Below are 17,581 nucleotides of genomic sequence, written 5' to 3'. Positions count from 1 at the left end.
CTCGCTCAACTCAACCTCCCCGAGAGCCGCGCGAGCAGCTCGTCATCTGTCATACAGACCGAGCAGTAGCATCCAGTCGGTCGAACCCATCACGCTGGTAGATCTCCACGCAGCTGGAACGGCGGATCTTGCCGCTGGTCGTGATCGGGATGGCACCCGGCGACACCAGGACCAGGTCTCCACTCACCAGGCCGTGCGCCTTGGACAGCGCAGCGGTCACCTTGCGACGGACCTCGGTCAGCCTGTCCAGAATCTCCTCATCGGACCCCCCCTTGTTCTTGAACTCTGCGATCGTAACAAGCTGCTCGGAGTGGCTGTTCGGGATCGAGACCGCGGCCACACGCCCACCGGTGATCTCCTGCACGGTTGCCTCGATGTCGTCCGGGTAGTGATTGCGCCCGTCGACGATCAGCAGGTCCTTGATCCGGCCGACGATGTAGAGCTCTCCGCCGGAGATGACACCGAGGTCGCCGGTCATCAGCCAGGGCCCCTGCGGTGTCCCCGGCGTGGGCTCGACGAGCTTGCCGCCGAAGGTAGCTTCGGTGGCCTGCTGGTTGTGCCAGTAGCCCGCCGCGACGTTGGGCCCGTGCGTCCAGATCTCGCCGACTTTGCCTTCCGGATTCTCGGTCTGGGTCTCCGGGTCCACGATACGCACGGTGCAGGCCCGAGGAACACCGCAGCTGACCAGCTCGACGCCGCCTTCGGCGCCACTGGGCTCAGCTGTACCGGCCGCCAGCTTGGTGTAGTCGAACCGCGCGGTCGGTGGCGGGTTTCCGGGGGTGTTGGACGTCAAGTAAACGCTCGCCTCGGCCAGCCCGTAGCCCGGACGCAGCGCGGCCGGGTTCACGTTGAACTTGGCGAATCGGTCGACGAAGCGTCGCAGCGTCGCGGCGTGAATGCGTTCCGCGCCGAAACAGAAGGTGTGCACATTGGCCAGGTCAAGACCCGCCATGTCCTCATCAGAGGTCCGCCGCACGGCCAACTCGTAGGCGAAGTTCGGTCCACCGGTGAAGCCGATCGGCTGGCGGGCCAGCTCCTGCATCCACCGGGCCGGCTTCGCCAAGAACGCCATCGGGCTCATGTGCACCGTGTGAAGGCCCAAGACCATCGGGTAGATGACGGTGCCGAGCAGGCCCAAGTCGTGGTAGAAGGGCATCCACGAAACGATGGTGAGTTCCGGGGGCGGCGTTCCGCCGGACAGCTCGAACGTGTCCGAAGCCATCTGCCACATGTTCGAAACTGCGTTGGCGTGGGTCACCATCACACCGGCCGGCGTCCGAGTCGAACCCGATGTGTACTGCAGGAATGCGATCTTGGTGTGCGCGGTGGCCGTCGGTGCCGCCGCCGGCTCGGAGTCGAGATCCAAGGCGTCGACCTCAATGACCACCGGCGGCTTTCCGCCCAGGCCCTTGATTGAGCTGGCGATGTCGCCGACAGCCGACGTGGTAGTCAGGATCGCGGCCGGGGCGCTGTCCCGCAGTGCCGCCGACACCCGCTCGTCGTGCACGCCGAACATCGGCACCGGCAGCGGGACGGCGATCAGGCCCGCTTCCAGCGCACCGTAGAACCCGACGATGTACTCCAGGCTCTGCGGGGCCAGAATCGCCACCCGGTCGCCCGGCGAGGCGCAGGTTGCCAGTTCTGCCGCCACTACCCGCACGCGGTTACGCAGCTGCGACCAGGTGACGGTTTCGCGGTAGCCGGCGGGGTCGACGTCGTAGTCGATGAACGTGTACGCAGGCTCGTCCGGCTTGTCCCGTTCGAGGTTCGCCAACAGGGTCGGGATGTGCGTTTCAGTTACCGACATTGCGTTGTCTTCTCCTTGTGCTGTCAGGTCCGTGGACCTCACCTGCTGAGTACTTCGGCCCCGTCGAGAGTCATTGCGCTTGCTGTTGAACTGACGGTTTCGCTGCGCAAGGTCCCTGCACAGCGGAGGTATGCAATTGGATTAGCGACATTTGGGATGGGCCCCCCGCGGGGATCAGCTCTGGCGGGCATCCCTGGCGGAGTTGCTCAGCTGAATACGTCAGCCTCAGCACAGGTCGGTTGCTCGCCCTGCCGGGTGGAGACGGGGGCGGGGACCTCCGAGCGCCGGGATCGACCGGCCGACACGGCCGGTGCGGATGATTCGACCAACGACACGGGTTACCCCTTCTGGATGTTTGAAACCTGCGCTAAAACTCCTTGGACCCCGACATCCCAGGTGTTTCCCTCCGGCGGAGGCTACCACGGACGCGCTGTTGACAGGCAATTTGTGGCCCACATCCAGCGCAAACGCAGCAGATCCGCCATACTAGCGGAGAAGTCAATTTCGTGCATCACGAGTAACTTCGGCACCAAGAGCCCATTAACAATCCAGACCGGGCCGGCCGGGTCAGCCCTGGCCGTACCGCGCGATCTTCTGCTCGATATCGCCGACCAGTTCCGGCAGGTGATCGTTGAGGTAGAAGTGGTGTCCGGGCGCGGTGAACACTCGCGCGCTGAATTCGGCGGTGGTGCGCTCGGCCCAGGGCCCGACCTTCTCGGCGGTGGCGACGTCATCTTCGTCACCATGGAACGCAAAGATGGGGCACGACACTTGCGCCTCGGGCGGGCAGTCGTAGTTCGCGATGGCTTTGAGGCCGCGCAGAGTCGGCAGAATCTTGGCCGCGAACTCCTCGTTCTCCAAGAATTCGGGGTTGACTCCCGTCATGGAGCTGACGGCGTCCAGCAGGCCGCGGTCGGACTCGGGAATGTTGTCGTAGCCGGCTCGTCCCGGGGCGCCCGCCGCCGACACGAACAACGCGGCAATCCGGTGTCCGTCCGCCTCGAATCGGCGGGCCACCTCGAACGCCAGCAGCGCACCCATGCTGTGCCCGAAAAAGGCGACCGGCCCGTCGGACGGGGCCGGCGGCGCGACGGTCTTGCAGACCTGGTCAGCAAGGTCTTCGATGCTGGTGAAGGCGCCGAGGTCGTGAGTTCCGCCCTTGCCCGGGTATTGCACTCCGATGCGCTTGACGTCGGTGGTGAACGTCTTGGAGAAGGGAACGTAGTACTGCGGCGATCCGCCGGCGTGCGGGAAGATGTAGAGCTTCGGCGTACGGTCAGTCACTCGGCAACCTTACCGGCGGGCCAAGACGCCGCGGACCCCTCCCGCGCGCGGACCGGTGCACTAGCCGGTCGCGGCGTCCGGCGCGGCGAACGGCTCCCCCAGCTGCGGGATCGGGGTGTAGCCGTGCCGGCGTCCTCGGGCGACGCCCCGTCGGATCAAGGCGGCCGTGCCGACGAAACCGGCATGGTCGAGCGCCACGAACGGGGTCAGCAGCCGGTTGTGCACGAAGCCGATCGCCAGCCCGGAGGCGGGATCCGCCCAGCCCATCGACCCCCCGAGGCCGACGTGGCCGAAGCCGGGCAACACCGGCGCGAACGGGACCGCGTGATAACCCAGGTGGAACGCCAACGGAACGCCGACGGTGCGGTCCAGTTGCAGGCTGCGCGGACCGGTCAGCCCCGCCACCAGCCGGCGCGACAGGAGTTGGGTGCCGTCGATCTGCCCGCCGTTGGCCAGTGCGCCGTAGAGGCGAGCCAAGCCGCGGGCCGTGGCCACCCCGTTGAGGGAGGCGGCCTCGGTGTCCAGGAACGGGATGCCACCGCGAACGGTGTCCGTCACGCCAGGGAAATAGATGGCGCCAAGCCCCCCGTACCGCGTCGCCGCGGCGGCCCTGGGCACCAGCAGGTCGATCACCGGGTTCCGGCGGCTGCGCTGCGGCATGATGATCTCCGCGGCGACGGTGGGAGCGCCGGCGGGTGGCCGGCCCAGGTGCAGGCCGTCGACACCGAGTGGCCCGGCCAGCTCCGTGCGGAACAGCTCGCGCATGCCGACGCCGGTGACGGCGCGAGCCAGCCCGGACACCAGCCAGCCGTAGGTCAGCGCGTGATAGGCCGGTTTGCCGCGTTCGGGCCCCGGCGCCGCAGCGGCCATTCGGGCTTCCATCGTCACGTGGTCCAGCAGGTCTGCCCTGCTGGCGCCGTTGAGGTGGGTCAGGCCGGCCCGGTGTCCCAACAGCTCGCGGACGGTTATCGCCGACTTGCCGTTTGCGCCGAACTCCGGCCAGTACTGCGCCACCGGCACGTCGTAGTCGAGCAGTCCCCGGTCGACCAGCCGGTGGATGACAGTCGAGGCCGCACCCTTGGTCGCCGAGAACACCATGGCTCCGGTGTCGGCCGACCACGGCACCTGCCCTGCCCGATCCGACCACCCGGTCCACACGTCCACCACGGGCTCGCCGTCGAGGTAGACCGCCAGCGCCCCGCCGCCGTAGCGGCGGCCCGGGAACATCGCGGCGAAGGCGCGCACAGCACAGGCGAAGTTCGGATCGGCCGCGCCGTGCACATTCGCCGGAAGCCCTGAACGGCGAATGTTGAGATGCTGTGTCATGGTTGGGAATCTACCGCGCGAACCGGCGAACATGAGCCGGATTACCGCACGCGCGTGCCACTAATCCCAGATGGCACCGAGGATGCGCTGGGCGGCCAGCGCAGGGGTCAGTTCTCCGCTGAGTACCTGCTGTTCCACCTCGGTGCGCACGTCTCGCACCGCCGGGTCCGACAGGGCTCGTTCGAGCACGGCGTCGCGCACCAACTGGCGGGTCCAATCCACCTGTTGCGCCCGTCGCCGGGCGTCGAATTCACCGGCGTCGATCAGCGTCTGTCGATGGCGCTCCACGGTCTCCCAAAATTCCGACAGCCCGGTGCCCTCGATCGCGCTCATCGTCAAAACCGGTGGTCGCCACAGCGTTTCGCGGGGATAGATGAGCCGGATCGCGGTCGACAACTCCCGCGCAGCCATGCGCGCCTCGGCCAGGTGGTGGCCGTCGGCCTTGTTGACCACCACGATGTCGGCCAGCTCCAGCACACCCTTCTTGATGCCCTGCAACTGGTCACCGGTGCGGGCCAGCGTCAAGAACACGAAGGTGTCAACCATGTTGGCCACAGTGACCTCGGATTGGCCCACGCCGACGGTCTCGATCAGGATCACGTCGAAGCCGGCGGCCTCCAGCAGCACCACCGTCTCGCGGGTGGCCTTGGCGACCCCGCCCAGCGTGCCCGACGTCGGCGACGGCCGGATGTAGGCGCGTTCGTCCGCGCCCAACCGTTGCATCCGGGTCTTGTCGCCGAGGATCGAACCACCGGTGCGCGTCGACGACGGGTCGACCGCCAGTACCGCGACCCGGTGGCCTTGCTCGATGAGGTGCATTCCGAGGGCTTCGATGGTGGTCGACTTGCCCACCCCGGGAACACCGGTGATGCCCACCCGCCGAGCCCCGCCGGCATCCGGCAACAGCGCCAACAGCAGTTCCTGGGCTTGCTGGCGGTGATCGGCCCGAGAAGACTCGACCAGGGTGATGGCTCGGGGCAGCACGGAGCGGTCACCAGCGCGTACCGCCGCCGCCAACTCGGCAACGGTGTCAGACACGTTGTCGACCATCTACGTCGGGTCTGCCGCCGGTTCTGCCTGGTCGGCGAGCTCATAACCACGCTGGGACGCGAGGGTCTTCAGCAGGTCCACCGCAGCATCGGCGATCACCGTGCCAGGCGGGAAGATCGCGGTCGCCCCAGCGGCATAGAGCTCATCGAAGTCGCCGGGCGGAATGACTCCCCCGACCACGATCATGATGTCGGGCCGGCCCACTGCGGCCAGCGCGTCACGCAGCGCGGGCACCAACGTCAGGTGCCCGGCAGCCAGTGATGACACCCCGACCACGTGCACGTCGTTGTCCGCTGCCTGGCGCGCCACCTCGTCGGGGGTGGAGAACAGGGCGCCGACGTCCACGTCGAAGCCGATGTCGGCGAACGCGGTGGCGATCACCTTCTGGCCACGGTCATGCCCGTCCTGGCCCATCTTGGCGACCAGGATGCGGGGCCGACGGCCGTCGGCCTCGGCGAACTTCTCGACCAGGGCGGATGCGCTAGCGATATTGCTGCCTTTCCCGACTTCGTCGCGGTAGACGCCGGAGATCGTGCGGATCTCGGCCTGGTGGCGACCGTATACCTTCTCCAGAGCGTCGGAGATCTCGCCGAGCGTTGCCTTGGCCCGGGCGGCGTCGATCGCCAGTGCCAGCAGGTTGTTGCCGAGCCCGTCCTCCCCCGACTGGCCGCTGGCGCCGGCAGCCCGGGTCAGCTCGGCCAGGGCGGCCTGGCAGGCCGATTCGTCACGCTCGGCGCGCAGCGCTTGCAGCTTGGCCAGCTGTTCGGCGCGCACCCGACTGTTCTCGACCTTGAGGACCTCGATCTCTTGGTCTTCGGCGACCTGGTACTTGTTGACGCCGATCAGCGGCTGACGCCCGGAGTCGATCCGGGCCTGTGTGCGGGCGGCGGCTTCCTCGATGCGCAACTTCGGGATGCCGTCGCTGATCGCCTGGGCCATGCCGCCGTGCGCCTCGACCTCCTCGATGTGGGCCCGGGCTCGCTGCGCCAGCTGATGGGTCAGCCACTCCACGTAGTAGGAGCCGCCCCACGGGTCGATCGGCCGGGTGGTGCCCGACTCCTGCTGCAGCAGCAGCTGGGTGTTTCGGGCGATCCGGGCGGAGAAGTCGGTGGGCAGCGCCAGCGCCTCATCCAGGGCGTTGGTGTGCAGCGACTGGGTGTGCCCCTGGGTGGCGGCCATCGCCTCGATACAGGTACGCGCAACGTTGTTGAACACGTCCTGGGCGGTCAGCGACCAGCCGGAGGTCTGCGAATGCGTGCGCAGCGACAGCGATTTCGAGCTCTTGGGGTCAAACCGCGCGACCAGCTCGCTCCACAGCAGCCGTCCGGCCCGCAGCTTGGCCACCTCCATGAAGAAGTTCATGCCGATGCCCCAGAAGAACGACAGCCGAGGCGCGAACTTGTCGATGTCCAGGCCGGCGTCCAGACCGGCCTTGATGTAGTCCACTCCGTCGGCCAGGGTGTAGGCCAACTCCAGATCCGCTGTGGCACCGGCCTCTTGGATGTGGTAGCCCGAGATCGAGATCGAATTGAACTTCGGCATCTTGGCGCTGGTGTAGCCGAAGATGTCGGAGATGATCCGCATCGACGGCTTCGGCGGATAGATGTAGGTGTTGCGCACCATGAACTCTTTGAGGATGTCGTTCTGGATGGTGCCGGCCAGTTTCTCCGGCGGCACCCCCTGCTCCTCGGCGGCCACCACGTACAGCGCCAGGATCGGCAGCACGGCGCCGTTCATGGTCATCGAGACGCTGACCGCGCTGAGGTCGATCCCGTCGAACAGTTGCCGCATGTCGAGGATGGAATCGATTGCCACCCCGGCCATTCCGACGTCGCCCTGCACCCGGGGATGATCCGAGTCGTAGCCGCGGTGGGTGGCCAGGTCGAACGCGACCGACAGACCCTTCTGGCCGGCCGCGAGATTGCGGCGGTAGAACGCGTTGGAGTCCGCCGCGGTCGAGAACCCGGCGTACTGGCGGATCGTCCACGGCTGGTTGACGTACATCGTCGGGTACGGCCCGCGTACAAACGGCGCTTCACCGGGGAAGCTGTCCAGCGGGTAGCCCTCGGCGACCGCGGCGGAGCGATCGGCGGCGGTGTACACCGGCTTGACCGCAATTCCCTCCGGGGTCTGCCATTCCAGCTGCTCCGGTGTGTAGCCGTGCGCGGCCGCGGCGGCCGCGACGTGCTCGGCGACGGCGGCCTCGGTCACCGGTTCGGCGACGCGGTCACCGTGCAGCGCCACCTCGGCGAAACTGCCGAGCGTGCCGTGTGAGGTGCTCGTGGTCATGGCTCTCAGGCCCCCAATCGGGTCAGTAAGTCCGACAGCGCCTGCACCGCATCGATCTTCATGGTCAGGTAGTCGTCCGGCTTCGGATCGGTGTCGGCGTTGGGTCCGCCAGGGCCCCCTAGAGCCGTGGCCGGGCCCGCCAGATAGACCCGGTCGACTCCGGCGCTACGCGCCGCCTCGATGACTGCGGCCGCTTCGGCACCGTAGCGGGCATCGCTGCCGCACAGCACCGCCGCGGCGGGCGAGCCGGCGTCGGCGACGGCGGCGGCGACGGCGGCCACCTGCTCGGCGTCCACCGTGCCGGGGTTGATCACCGCGATGCCGCCGGAAGCCAGCAGGTTCGCCACGAATGTGGTCCGAATGTTGTGTTCGGCCATCGGCCCCAGCGGCAGCAGCAATACCTGCGGCCGGGCGCCGGTGCGCGCCAAGTACATGTCGGAGCGGTCACGCAACTCCTCGAACTGCGCCGCGTAGCGCCGCACACCGGCCGGGGAATTCTGCGTCGCGGATGGCGGCAACGGCGCCTCATCGAGGTTCGGGTACTCGTTGACCCCGGTGATCGCGCTGCGCCGATGTGCGATCTCGTCGGCCCGCGCGGCGGCCACCTCGGCGATCCGCTCGGCGATGTGCTCCCGCGCGGCCTCGAATCCGCCGAGCGCCTCGATCTCCTGGAATTGACGCCACGCCTGCTGCGCCAGCTGTTCGGTGAGGTCTTCGACGAACCAGGAGCCGCCCGCCGGGTCCAGCACCTGACCCAGGTGCGACTCCTCGAGCAGCAGCAGCTGGGTGTTGCGGGCGATCCGCCGCGAGAACGTCGTCGAGGTGCCGGGCTGCCCACCCGGAATCACCGCGTCGAACGGCCACACCAGCACGGTGTCGGCGCCGCCGACACCGGCGCCGAAGGCGGCCAGGGTGGTGCGCAGCATGTTCACCCACGGGTCACGCTGCGTCATCATCGCCAGAGACGTCTCGGCGTGGACGACGGCGGCGCCCGCTTCTGGCACCCCGGCGACCTCGGTGACCCGCGCCCAGAGTTGGCGCGCCGCCCGGATCTTGGCGATGGTGATGAACTGGTCGTCGTCGGCGGCGATCCGGAAGCTGACCTGGCGGGCGGCGTCGGCCACCGACAGGCCGGCCTCGGTGAGCACGCGCAGGTAGGCCACGGCCGCGGCCAAGCCGGCAGCCAACTCCCCCGACGCACCCGCGCCCAGGTTGTGCAGGGCCGGGCCGTTGACGGCGATAGCCCGCACCCCCGGATGGGCGGCGGCCCGCGCCGCCACCGCGACCACCTCGTCGATCGACGGCGCCGGACGGTCCGTCAGGGGCGCGGTCAGCGGGTCGGCACCCAGATCCACCGACAGGTTGGCGCGGTTGTCCGGGTCGAGCGCGTCGACCAGCGCCAGCATGGTCTCGGCGGCGGTGGCGTAGTCGCCGGCACCGGCACCGTCGAGAAGTACCGGAACCAGGTCCAGGTAGACGTCGTCGAATACGCCCCGCAACTCGGCGGCCGGCACCCCGGTGTCCCCGACCCGCAGGGTCAGCGCGCTGACCCCGTCCGTCAGGGCACTCAGAACGGCGCCGTTGGCGTCAGTGGCCGAACCCGGCCCGCCGATGGGAAAGACCTCGGCGACCTTCCAGCCGGTGTTGACATCGCGGCGGGCGTCGGCACCGCGCACGAAGGGCCACTGGCCCGGCAACGGTGGCTCCGGCCGGGCGTCCAGCGCGGTGTAGAGCGCCCGGACGGCGAAGCCGCCCTGCCCCGCCAGCCCCTCCACCGGGGTGTCCAGCAGCCGCTCCGGCTCACCGCCGGTCTCGGCGTCGATATCGGCCGGCTCGCGGCGCGCGCTCTTGGCCAGCACCCCGGCCACGGCCGCACGCCAGCGGGCCCGGGCCTGCTGGATGCCGGCGGGTTCGGCGGACACCTCGATTGACACCGGCGACTCCTGTGGTTACTCGCGAGTAACTGTGGAAGCGCTACCCGACATGTGTCAACCAGGCTAAATGATGCCGATCAGCCGACACGGGTGAGGTGTGCCGAGCGGCGAAACTCCCGCTGAGTGACACGAGGTGTTCACCCACGGCCCGTAGTCTTGGGCGCTGTGACGCCCGCCTCGACCCGAATCGCGCAGGTGCTGCGTGGCACCCGGTCGGCAGTCCTCGCCACCGCGCTGCAAGTGGGGCTGCGACGATTGGCGTTGACCACGGCGGTCATCCTGAGCTTGGTCGCGGTGGCGCTGCTGGTCCCGGTGCCCTCCGCCGTACAGCTGCGGGACTGGGCGCAGACGTTGGGGCCGTGGTTTCCGGTGGCGTTTCTGCTGGCCCACACGGTCGTGACGGTGTTCCCGTTTCCACGGACCGCCTTCACGTTGGCCGCCGGCCTGCTGTTCGGCCCGTGGCTGGGCGTCCTGCTTGCCGTGGTGGCCAGCGCATTGAGCGCGGTGGGGGTGTTGATCCTGATGCGGGTATTCGGTTGGCAGTTGAGCCGGGTGGTGCAACACCCGCGACTTGACGCGCTCGACACCCGCCTTCGCCAACGCGGCTGGCCCGCGGTGGTCTCGCTGAGGTTGATTCCGGCGATCCCGTTCTCGGTGATCAACTACGCCGCCGGTGCCTCGGCGGTGCGACTCGTGCCGTACACGGTGGCCACCCTGATCGGGCTGCTGCCGGGCACGGCCGCCGTGGTGGTGCTCGGCGACGCCCTGACCGGTGAGGTGAGCCCGTTGCTGTTCGCGGTCTCGGCCTGCACCGCCGCGGTCGGGGTGGCGCTGCTGGTGTACGAAGCGCGCTCGCACCGCGTACAGCGGCCCGTGGCCGGCCCGGACACCCGCGAAATCGACTCGAGCGAATCGGTGGCCATCGGCTGATCACGGCGCGCCGACCGGGCCGCGGGTAGCGTGCTGAAGATGCCGTCCTTGGCCGACACCGTCAGCCGATTGTTGAGTTCGCGCCGGCTGATGCGCGCCCCGATCTGGCTGTACCGCGCACGACTCGGCGGCCTCCTCGGCCAGCGCCTGTTGATGCTCGAGCACATCGGGCGCAAGACGGGGGCGCGCCGCCGCGTCGTCCTAGAAGTCATCGACCGCCCCGCCGACGACAGCTATGTGGTGGCATCGGGTTTCGGCGACCGCGCTCAATGGTTTCGCAACATCCGCGCCAACCCCCGGGTGCATGTCTACGTCGGGAGCAGGTCCGCGGTACCGGCCACCGCCCGAGTGCTGGAACAGACCGAAGCCGACCGGGTGCTGGGCCACTACATCGAGCGCCATCCCCGCGCTTGGGAGAAGTTCAGCGCGGTGCTCGAGAAGACGCTGGGCGCAGCCGTGAACCCGCCCAATACGGCACTGCCACTGGTCGAATTGCGCCTGAACCGATAGCGCCGCGGCAAACAACACGAAGCCCTCATTAATCCAGCAACAATTCGGTGAAAAATGGTGGGCGAATAGCCGCCTGAAGGCCCTGCGCCGTTACAGTCCTGATTAGTGCCATGTGCTGGCACAGCACAAATTGGGCAAGTGCCCGACGGAGTGAAGGGACCGGATCAATGGCTGATCGGAACGCCTCGGTGCGCAAATATTTGACCGAAATGATCGGCACATTCGTTTTCATGTTCGCAGTGCTCGGGATCGTCTTGTCCGGCACCGAATGCGTGGCTGCCACCGCGCTGGGCATCGGCTCGGTGCTGATGGTGATGGTGTATGCCAGTGGGCACATCTCGGGCGGCCACCTGAACCCGGCCGTCTCCGTGGCCGCTTATCTGCGGGGTGCACTGCCCTTGGGCGACTTGGGGCCCTACATCGTTGCGCAGTTGGTCGGTGCCCTCGCCGCGTTCGGTGTGGGATTCGGGTTGTGGCATGACAAGTACGCCACGGGCACACTTGATCTGACCGGCACGGTCTGGGCCGCATTCTTGGCCGAGTTGGTATTCACATTCGCGTTGTGTTACGTCGTTTTGCACACCGCAACCAGCAAAGACAGCGCCGGCAACAGCTTTTACGGTCTGGCGATCGGCTTCGTGGTGACCGTGGGCGTGGTGGCGGTCGGCGCGATCTCGGGCGCGGCGTTCAACCCGGCCATCACCTTCGGTCTGATGCTGTCGGGGATCTTCGCCTGGAAGTTCCTCTGGGTCTACCTGATCGCCCAGTTGCTCGGCGCGGTAGTGGCCGCCTACGCCTACAAAGCGACCACGCTCGACGAGCACACCGCCGCGTCCCGCCGGGGCTGAATCTCCCCCGGAAACCCCCGGGAACCCCGAAAGCTAGGACTCCAGGGCCCGTACCCCGCCCCCAGCGGTGTGCGGGCCCTGCGCGGTCATCGCGGCGAACACCATCAGCAGCAGTACCGTGGGCACGATGTTGGCGATCCGGTTGCGCACGCGCAGGTGGATGCCCAGCGCTCCGGCAAAATACAACGTCAACAAGCCGGTGGTGAGCCGGGCGACGGCCGGGAAGCGGAACACCGATGCCAGCCCCAACGCGGTGGCGGCCTTGGCCACCGGGACCGCCCAGCGGACCTCCTCGGGAATCCGCATGGCATCCATGTTCTTGGCGACGTAGGGCACCGGGACCGCCGACGCCACGGCGTCACCCGCCAGGAATGCGGCCAGCGCCGCGTAGGTCGGCCGTGCCGTCAGCGCGCTCACGCCGGACCGGGATCGAGCTGCGGCGGCAACACGCCCTCGACCGGCTTACGCGCATCCGCCTCGGCTTTGGCGACGGCCTGGGCGATCGCCGGGTCGGTCTGGGTGGTGAACCAGTCGGCGACTTCGTCACTGTCGTCCTCGGCCCGGTGCCGGGGCTCGTCATAGGGCGAGGGCTGGTAGCGGAACACGCCGTCCTCGCCGGGGGCACCGAGCAGTTTGGTGAAGCCCTGCAGTGCGGTGCCGAAATCACTGGGCACCACCCACACCTTGTTGGCTTCTCCCCGGGCCATCTCCGGCAACACCTGCAGGTACTGGTACGCCAGCAGCTCGGGGGTGGGCCGAGCGGCCTTGATCGCGGCGAAGGTCTTCTCGATGGCTTTGGCCTCCCCCTGAGCCTGCAGGTAGGCCGCGGCACGCTCACCTTGGGCGCGCAGCATCCGGGACTGCCGGTCGGCTTCGGCGGCCAGGATCGCCGCCTGCTTGGCGCCCTCGGCGGTGAGGATCTCGGACTGCTTCTGGCCTTCGGCCTGTTTGATGGCGGCCTCGCGCTGTCCCTCGGCGGTCAAGATCATGGCCCGCTTCTCGCGGTCGGCCTTCATCTGCTTCTCCATCGATGCCTGGATCGACGGCGGCGGGTCGATGCTGCGCAGCTCCACCCGGGCCACCCGCAGACCCCACCGTCCGGTCGCCTCGTCGAGCACGCCGCGCAGCTGGCTGTTGATCACCTCGCGGGAGGTCAGCGTCTGCTCCAGCGTCATCCCGCCGACGACGTTGCGCAGCGTCGTGGTGGTCAGCTGTTCCACACCGACGATGTAGTTGCTGATCTCATACACCGCGGCCTTGGGGTTGGTGACCTGGAAGTACACCACGGTGTCGATGTTCAGGGTCAGGTTGTCCTCGGTGATCACCGGCTGCGGCGGGAAGGACACCACCCGTTCACGCAGGTCGATGCGGGCCCGCACGCGGTCGATGAACGGAACCAACAGGGTCAGCTGTCCGCTGACGGTGCGACTGTAGCGGCCCAGGCGTTCGATCACCGCTGCCTCGGCCTGCGGGATCAGCGCGACCGACTTGGCGACCACGATGATCGCGAACACCACCAACACGGCCAGCAACAGCAGCCCGGTTGTGACGCCTTCCATGACGATTCCTTTCGTTACAGGATCTTGCCGACCACGGCGGTAGCGCCGTCGATGTGCATCACGGTGACCTGCTCCCCCGGTTCGAAGACGTCGCCTTCGGTGAGCGCGCGGGCGGTCCACACCTCGCCGCCCAGCTTCACCCGGCCACCGTGTTGTTCGACCCGGTCGAGCACCAGGGCGGTCTTGCCCTGCAGCGCCAGCACCCCCGTGTCGCCGCCTGTTTCGGCCCATAGCCGTCGCCGCAGCGCGGGACGGACCAACGCCAGCAGCAGCACCGAAACCACCAGGAACACCGCGCCGTCGGTCCACAGCGGCCAGTCGGTCAGGGCGCTGGCCGCCGCCGCCGACAGCGCACCACCGGACAGCATGAGCAGGAACATGTCGCCGGTGAGGGCCTCGGCTCCTGCGAGACCGAGTGCGAAGACCAACCAGATCAGGGCAGTCGGCATGCGGTCAGGATAGCCCGAGAACCGCCCGTACCTATGCGGTCCAGCAACGAAGGGGCGGCAACTACACTGCCTTGCATCATGTGGTGCCCGAGTACTTCCCTGTCGGTGTGGGCCAACGCCTGGCTTGCCGGCCGAGCCGCACCCGACGATGTGTTGGACGCACTATCGGCCTGGGCGCCAGTGCAATCGGTGGCCGCCCACGACGCGGTCGTCGCGAGCAGCGTTGGTCTGTCATGGCCGGACGCGTGCGACGGCGGCGCCGCCGCCCTGCTGCAGTTGGTGCGGGGTGCGGGGCCGTCGGCCGCCGGAGCCGGCATCCGCCCGGTGTTTCCGGTCCCCGGCGACGTCCGCGGACTGCCGGCCGGGACGGTCTTTTCCCAGGAGGCGATCCTCGCCGGCGAAGCCGTTTTGCTCGGCTCTTCGGATGCCTCGACTCCGATCGGGCTGGTTCCGGCGTACTCGGAAGACGCCGACGCTGATTACGCCGCCGAACTGTGCTGGACCGTGTTCCCGCTGACCAGCGTGCCGGCCGGCGAGCAGCACGATCTCGGTGACGCCGAGTACTCGTTGCGGTCGGCGGTGCGGACGGCCGCCGAAGCATTGGGCTCCACCGGTTCGCGGTGGGCCGACTACGGCGTGGCGGATCCGCGACTGCGTGTGGAGCAGATGATGGAAGCTGCTCTCTTGCACAGGATTCCGGACCATGCGCCGAACCGTGCGGTACGTGTTCTGCAGAGCGCCGCCCACGTCGAGGCGATCATCACCGTCAGCGCCGATCTGCTGACCGCCAGCGCTCAGACGTCGGCGGCGGTGCAGCGCGCCGTGGATGCGGTCGCGCCGCTGGCGAGCGTGGTGCGCGCGGCACGCAGCGCAGCGGTGACCGAGATTCTGCAGTCGGCCTGGCGCAACTAGCGAGCCGGCGGCGTCACGGCCGCGATGCAGTGCGATGAGCCGCATGGCGCGCCGTCGACCCCGAACCCACAGCCCAGGCCGGGCGGACCGGCGACGCGTTCGGGTGCGCAGCCGTCGCGCAGCTCCTCGACCAGGCCGCGGGCCAGCCGGGCCAGTCGTCGATCGGCATTCGGTGTGGTCGCTCGCGCGTAGGCGATTCCGGCCTTCTGCGCCGCAGTGCGGACTTCGTTGTCGAGGTCCCAGAGCACCTCGATGTTGTCGCTGAGAAAGCCGATCGGGCACACGATCACCGCGGGCACACCGGCGTCGGCCAGGGCTACCAGATGTGCTTCGACGTCGGGCTCCAACCAGGGCACCTGCGGCGGCCCCGAGCGCGACTGCCACACCTGGTCGTAGTCGGTGTAACCCGCGGCGGCCGCGACCAGACTCGTCGCGTGGGCGACCTGGCGGCTGTACAGCTGTGGACCGTAGCGCGCGTCGGCGCTCACCGGAATGGAGTGCGCGGTGAACACCAGCCGGGCCGAATCGCGCAGGCCCGGCGGCAGCGTGTCAGCGGCGGCGCCAATCGCCTCGGCGAACATCGCCACGAACAACGGGTGGTCGAAGTACTGGCGCAGTTTCACCAGTTCCGGGGCCTGATCCCCCACCGCCGCTCGCGCCCGGGCGATGTCCTCGGCGTACTGGTCGCAACCCGAATACCCGCCCCACGCCGAGGTCGGGAACACCGCGGCTCGTCGCACGCCGTCGGCCGCCATCTGCGCGACGACATCCTCGACGTAGGGCTCCCAGTTGCGATTGCCGAAGTACACCGGCAGAAAGGGCATTTCGGCACACAGCGCATCGGCCAGCTCGCGGTTGATCCCATTGATCGGCGACACGCCACCGAAGTGCTGGTAGTGCTCGGCGACCGCGTCGAGCCGGGCCGGGGGCACGCCACGTCCCCGGGTGACGTTCTCCAGGAACGGCCGAACCTGTTCCGGGCCTTCCGGACCGCCGAAGGACAGGAGTAAGACGGCGTCTAGATCCATCCGCCGTCCTATCTACAGCAACTGGGTGTGCGCGCCACCGTCGGCGTAGACGACCGTTCCGGTGGTGGACGGCAGCCAGTCGGACAGCAACGCGCAGACGGTCTTGGCCACCGGCGTCGGGTCCTTCATGTCCCAGCCGATCGGGGCCCGCTGGTCCCAGCCCTCCTCCAGCAGCCGGATCTGCTCGCCGGCGCCCTCACCCAGGGCACCACCCACGATGGCGCTCATCGCCAGTGTCCGGATCGGGCCGGCCGCAACGAGATTCGACCGGACCCCGACCTTGCCGGCTTCGCGCGCCACGAACCGGTTCACCGACTCCAGGGCACTCTTGGCCACCGTCATCCAGTTGTAGGCCGGCATCGCCCGCGTGGGGTCGAAGTCCATGCCGACGATGCCCCCGCCGGGGTTCATGATCGGCAGTACCGCTTTGGCCAGCGAGGCATAGGAGTATGCCGAGATGTGGATGCCCTTGGCGACATCCTCGTAGGGGGCGTCGAAGAACGGGTTGATGCCCATGCCGGTCTGCGGCATGAAGCCGATGGAGTGCACCACGCCGTCGAGCTTGTTGCCCTCGCCGATCACCTCGGTGACACGCTCGGCCAACGAACCCAGGTGCTCCTCGTTCTGCACGTCGAGTTCGAGCAGCGGCGCCGGCTCCGGCAGCCGGTCGATGATGCGCTGGATCAGCCGCAGCCGGTCGAACCCAGTACACACCAGCTGCGCGCCGGCCTCCTGCGCCACCTTGGCGATGTGGAATGCGATCGAGGAATCGGTGATGATCCCGGTGACCAGGATCCGCTTGCCTTCGAGAATGCCTGCCATGAAAAGTCCCCTATCTTGAACTGAACGAGTCGCTAGTGGCCCATGCCCATGCCGCCGTCGACGGGGATGACCGCGCCGGCGATGTAGCTCGCGTCCTCCGATGCCAGGAAGCTGACCGCGCCGGCGACCTCCTCGGCGGTGCCCACCCGCTTGGCGGGGATGAAGTCCAGCGCGCCCTCCTGGATCCGCTCGTCGAGGGCGCGGGTCATCTCGGTGTCGATGTAACCGGGCGCAACCACGTTGGCGGTGACGCCGGCCTTGGACAGCTCGCGCGAGATCGAGCGGGCCATGCCGATCAGACCCGCCTTGGCGGCCGCATAGTTGGCCTGGTTGCCGATCCCCCACATGCCAGAGACCGATCCGATGTAGATGATCCGGCCAAAGCGCTTGCGCTGCATGCTGCGCGACGCCCGTTGGGTGACCCGGAAAGCGCCGGTGAGGTTGGCGTTGATGACCTCTTCGAAGCGCTCCTCGGTCATCCGCATCAGGAACGCGTCTTTGGAGATGCCGGCGTTGGCCACCAGCACCTCGACGGGGCCCTGGTGCTCCTCGACCTCTTTGAAGGCGCGGTCGACGGCGTCGTTGTCGGTGACATCGCACACCACCCCGAACAGCCCCTCGGGTGCACCGGAGCCGCGGTGCGTCACCGCCACCTTGTGGCCGTCGGCGGCCAGTCGCTGCGCGATCGCCAATCCGATGCCCCGGTTTCCACCGGTGACGAGGACCGAACGGGACACAAAGGCGGGCTTTGCTGCGGGGGCTTCGCTGTCTGTCACCGGCATAACCTATCGAATCGACACGTTGACTCTGCGCACAGGGCGCGGGCTACTCGC

At 68.3% G+C, this 17,581-nt stretch carries 16 protein-coding genes; 4 read left to right on the top strand and 12 right to left on the bottom strand.

Features of this window, described 5'->3' with window-relative positions; translation table 11 throughout:
• Positions 1–49 precede the first annotated feature (49 nt).
• From N416_RS0117625 to mutA, 6 genes are all read right to left on the bottom strand, one after another.
• Complete coding sequence (locus N416_RS0117625) at positions 50–1,807, bottom strand: AMP-binding protein (RefSeq protein ID WP_024443422.1); 1,758 nt, start codon at positions 1,805–1,807, stop codon at positions 50–52.
• A gap of 567 nt (positions 1,808–2,374) precedes the next feature.
• The gene (locus tag N416_RS0117620; RefSeq protein ID WP_024443421.1) at positions 2,375–3,091 is read right to left on the bottom strand and encodes a thioesterase II family protein; all 717 of its coding nucleotides are present in this window, start codon (positions 3,089–3,091) and stop codon (positions 2,375–2,377) included.
• Positions 3,092–3,151: 60 nt separating this feature from the next.
• Positions 3,152–4,417, bottom strand: coding sequence for a serine hydrolase domain-containing protein (locus N416_RS0117615; RefSeq protein ID WP_036458426.1), 1,266 nt, complete (start codon positions 4,415–4,417; stop codon positions 3,152–3,154).
• Positions 4,418–4,477: 60 nt separating this feature from the next.
• Positions 4,478–5,467: a methylmalonyl Co-A mutase-associated GTPase MeaB gene (gene meaB / locus N416_RS0117610; protein WP_024443419.1), complete on the bottom strand. Its 990-nt coding sequence runs from the start codon at positions 5,465–5,467 to the stop codon at positions 4,478–4,480.
• Positions 5,468–7,756, bottom strand: coding sequence for a methylmalonyl-CoA mutase (scpA, locus tag N416_RS0117605; RefSeq protein WP_024443418.1), 2,289 nt, complete (start codon positions 7,754–7,756; stop codon positions 5,468–5,470).
• 5 nt (positions 7,757–7,761) lie between these two features.
• A complete protein-coding gene (gene mutA, locus N416_RS0117600; RefSeq protein ID WP_024443417.1) occupies positions 7,762–9,690 on the bottom strand; it encodes a methylmalonyl-CoA mutase small subunit in 1,929 nt (642 codons plus the stop codon).
• Positions 9,691–9,855: 165 nt separating this feature from the next.
• Here mutA and N416_RS0117595 point away from each other — a divergent pair, with 165 nt between their 5' ends.
• The 3 genes from N416_RS0117595 to N416_RS0117585 all read left to right on the top strand — a co-directional run bounded on the left by N416_RS0117595 (position 9,856) and on the right by N416_RS0117585 (position 11,978).
• Positions 9,856–10,620: a TVP38/TMEM64 family protein gene (locus N416_RS0117595; RefSeq protein WP_024443416.1), complete on the top strand. Its 765-nt coding sequence runs from the start codon at positions 9,856–9,858 to the stop codon at positions 10,618–10,620.
• Positions 10,621–10,659: 39 nt separating this feature from the next.
• Positions 10,660–11,130: a nitroreductase family deazaflavin-dependent oxidoreductase gene (locus tag N416_RS0117590; RefSeq protein WP_024443415.1), complete on the top strand. Its 471-nt coding sequence runs from the start codon at positions 10,660–10,662 to the stop codon at positions 11,128–11,130.
• Between the two features lie 167 nt (positions 11,131–11,297).
• A complete protein-coding gene (locus N416_RS0117585) occupies positions 11,298–11,978 on the top strand; it encodes an MIP/aquaporin family protein (RefSeq protein WP_036458424.1) in 681 nt (226 codons plus the stop codon).
• A gap of 33 nt (positions 11,979–12,011) precedes the next feature.
• On the opposite strand, the gene N416_RS0117580 is transcribed toward N416_RS0117585, so the two are convergent.
• Genes N416_RS0117580 through N416_RS0117570 form a run of 3 tightly spaced genes read right to left on the bottom strand, consistent with a single transcriptional unit; the run spans position 12,012 to position 13,986 of the window.
• Positions 12,012–12,395 (bottom strand): DoxX family protein, encoded by a 384-nt coding sequence (locus N416_RS0117580; protein WP_024443413.1) that lies wholly within the window; start codon positions 12,393–12,395, stop codon positions 12,012–12,014.
• Positions 12,392–13,537, bottom strand: a complete 1,146-nt coding sequence (locus N416_RS0117575; protein ID WP_024443412.1) for an SPFH domain-containing protein — start codon at positions 13,535–13,537, stop codon at positions 12,392–12,394. The genes N416_RS0117580 and N416_RS0117575 overlap by 4 nt, the downstream gene beginning before the upstream one ends.
• A gap of 14 nt (positions 13,538–13,551) precedes the next feature.
• Entirely contained in the window at positions 13,552–13,986 is a 435-nt protein-coding gene (locus N416_RS0117570; protein WP_024443411.1) for an NfeD family protein, read from the bottom strand.
• A 78-nt stretch (positions 13,987–14,064) separates the two neighbouring features.
• Here N416_RS0117570 and N416_RS0117565 point away from each other — a divergent pair, with 78 nt between their 5' ends.
• Positions 14,065–14,898: a hypothetical protein gene (locus N416_RS0117565; protein WP_024443410.1), complete on the top strand. Its 834-nt coding sequence runs from the start codon at positions 14,065–14,067 to the stop codon at positions 14,896–14,898.
• Here the strand turns inward: N416_RS0117565 and N416_RS0117560 are convergent.
• Genes N416_RS0117560 through fabG1 form a run of 3 tightly spaced genes read right to left on the bottom strand, consistent with a single transcriptional unit; the run spans position 14,895 to position 17,524 of the window.
• Positions 14,895–15,926, bottom strand: coding sequence for a ferrochelatase (locus N416_RS0117560; protein WP_024443409.1), 1,032 nt, complete (start codon positions 15,924–15,926; stop codon positions 14,895–14,897). The genes N416_RS0117565 and N416_RS0117560 overlap by 4 nt on opposite strands.
• Positions 15,927–15,938: 12 nt before the next feature.
• A complete protein-coding gene (inhA, locus tag N416_RS0117555) occupies positions 15,939–16,748 on the bottom strand; it encodes an NADH-dependent enoyl-ACP reductase InhA (RefSeq protein ID WP_024443408.1) in 810 nt (269 codons plus the stop codon).
• 32 nt (positions 16,749–16,780) lie between these two features.
• Positions 16,781–17,524, bottom strand: a complete 744-nt coding sequence (gene fabG1 / locus N416_RS0117550; protein WP_369797613.1) for a 3-oxoacyl-ACP reductase FabG1 — start codon at positions 17,522–17,524, stop codon at positions 16,781–16,783.
• Positions 17,525–17,581: the final 57 nt, after the last annotated feature.

It is taken from the genome of Mycobacterium sp. UM_WGJ (genome assembly GCF_000455125.1).
GTDB lineage: Bacteria > Actinomycetota > Actinomycetes > Mycobacteriales > Mycobacteriaceae > Mycobacterium.
This window is presented reverse-complemented; position numbering and strand designations above follow the sequence as displayed.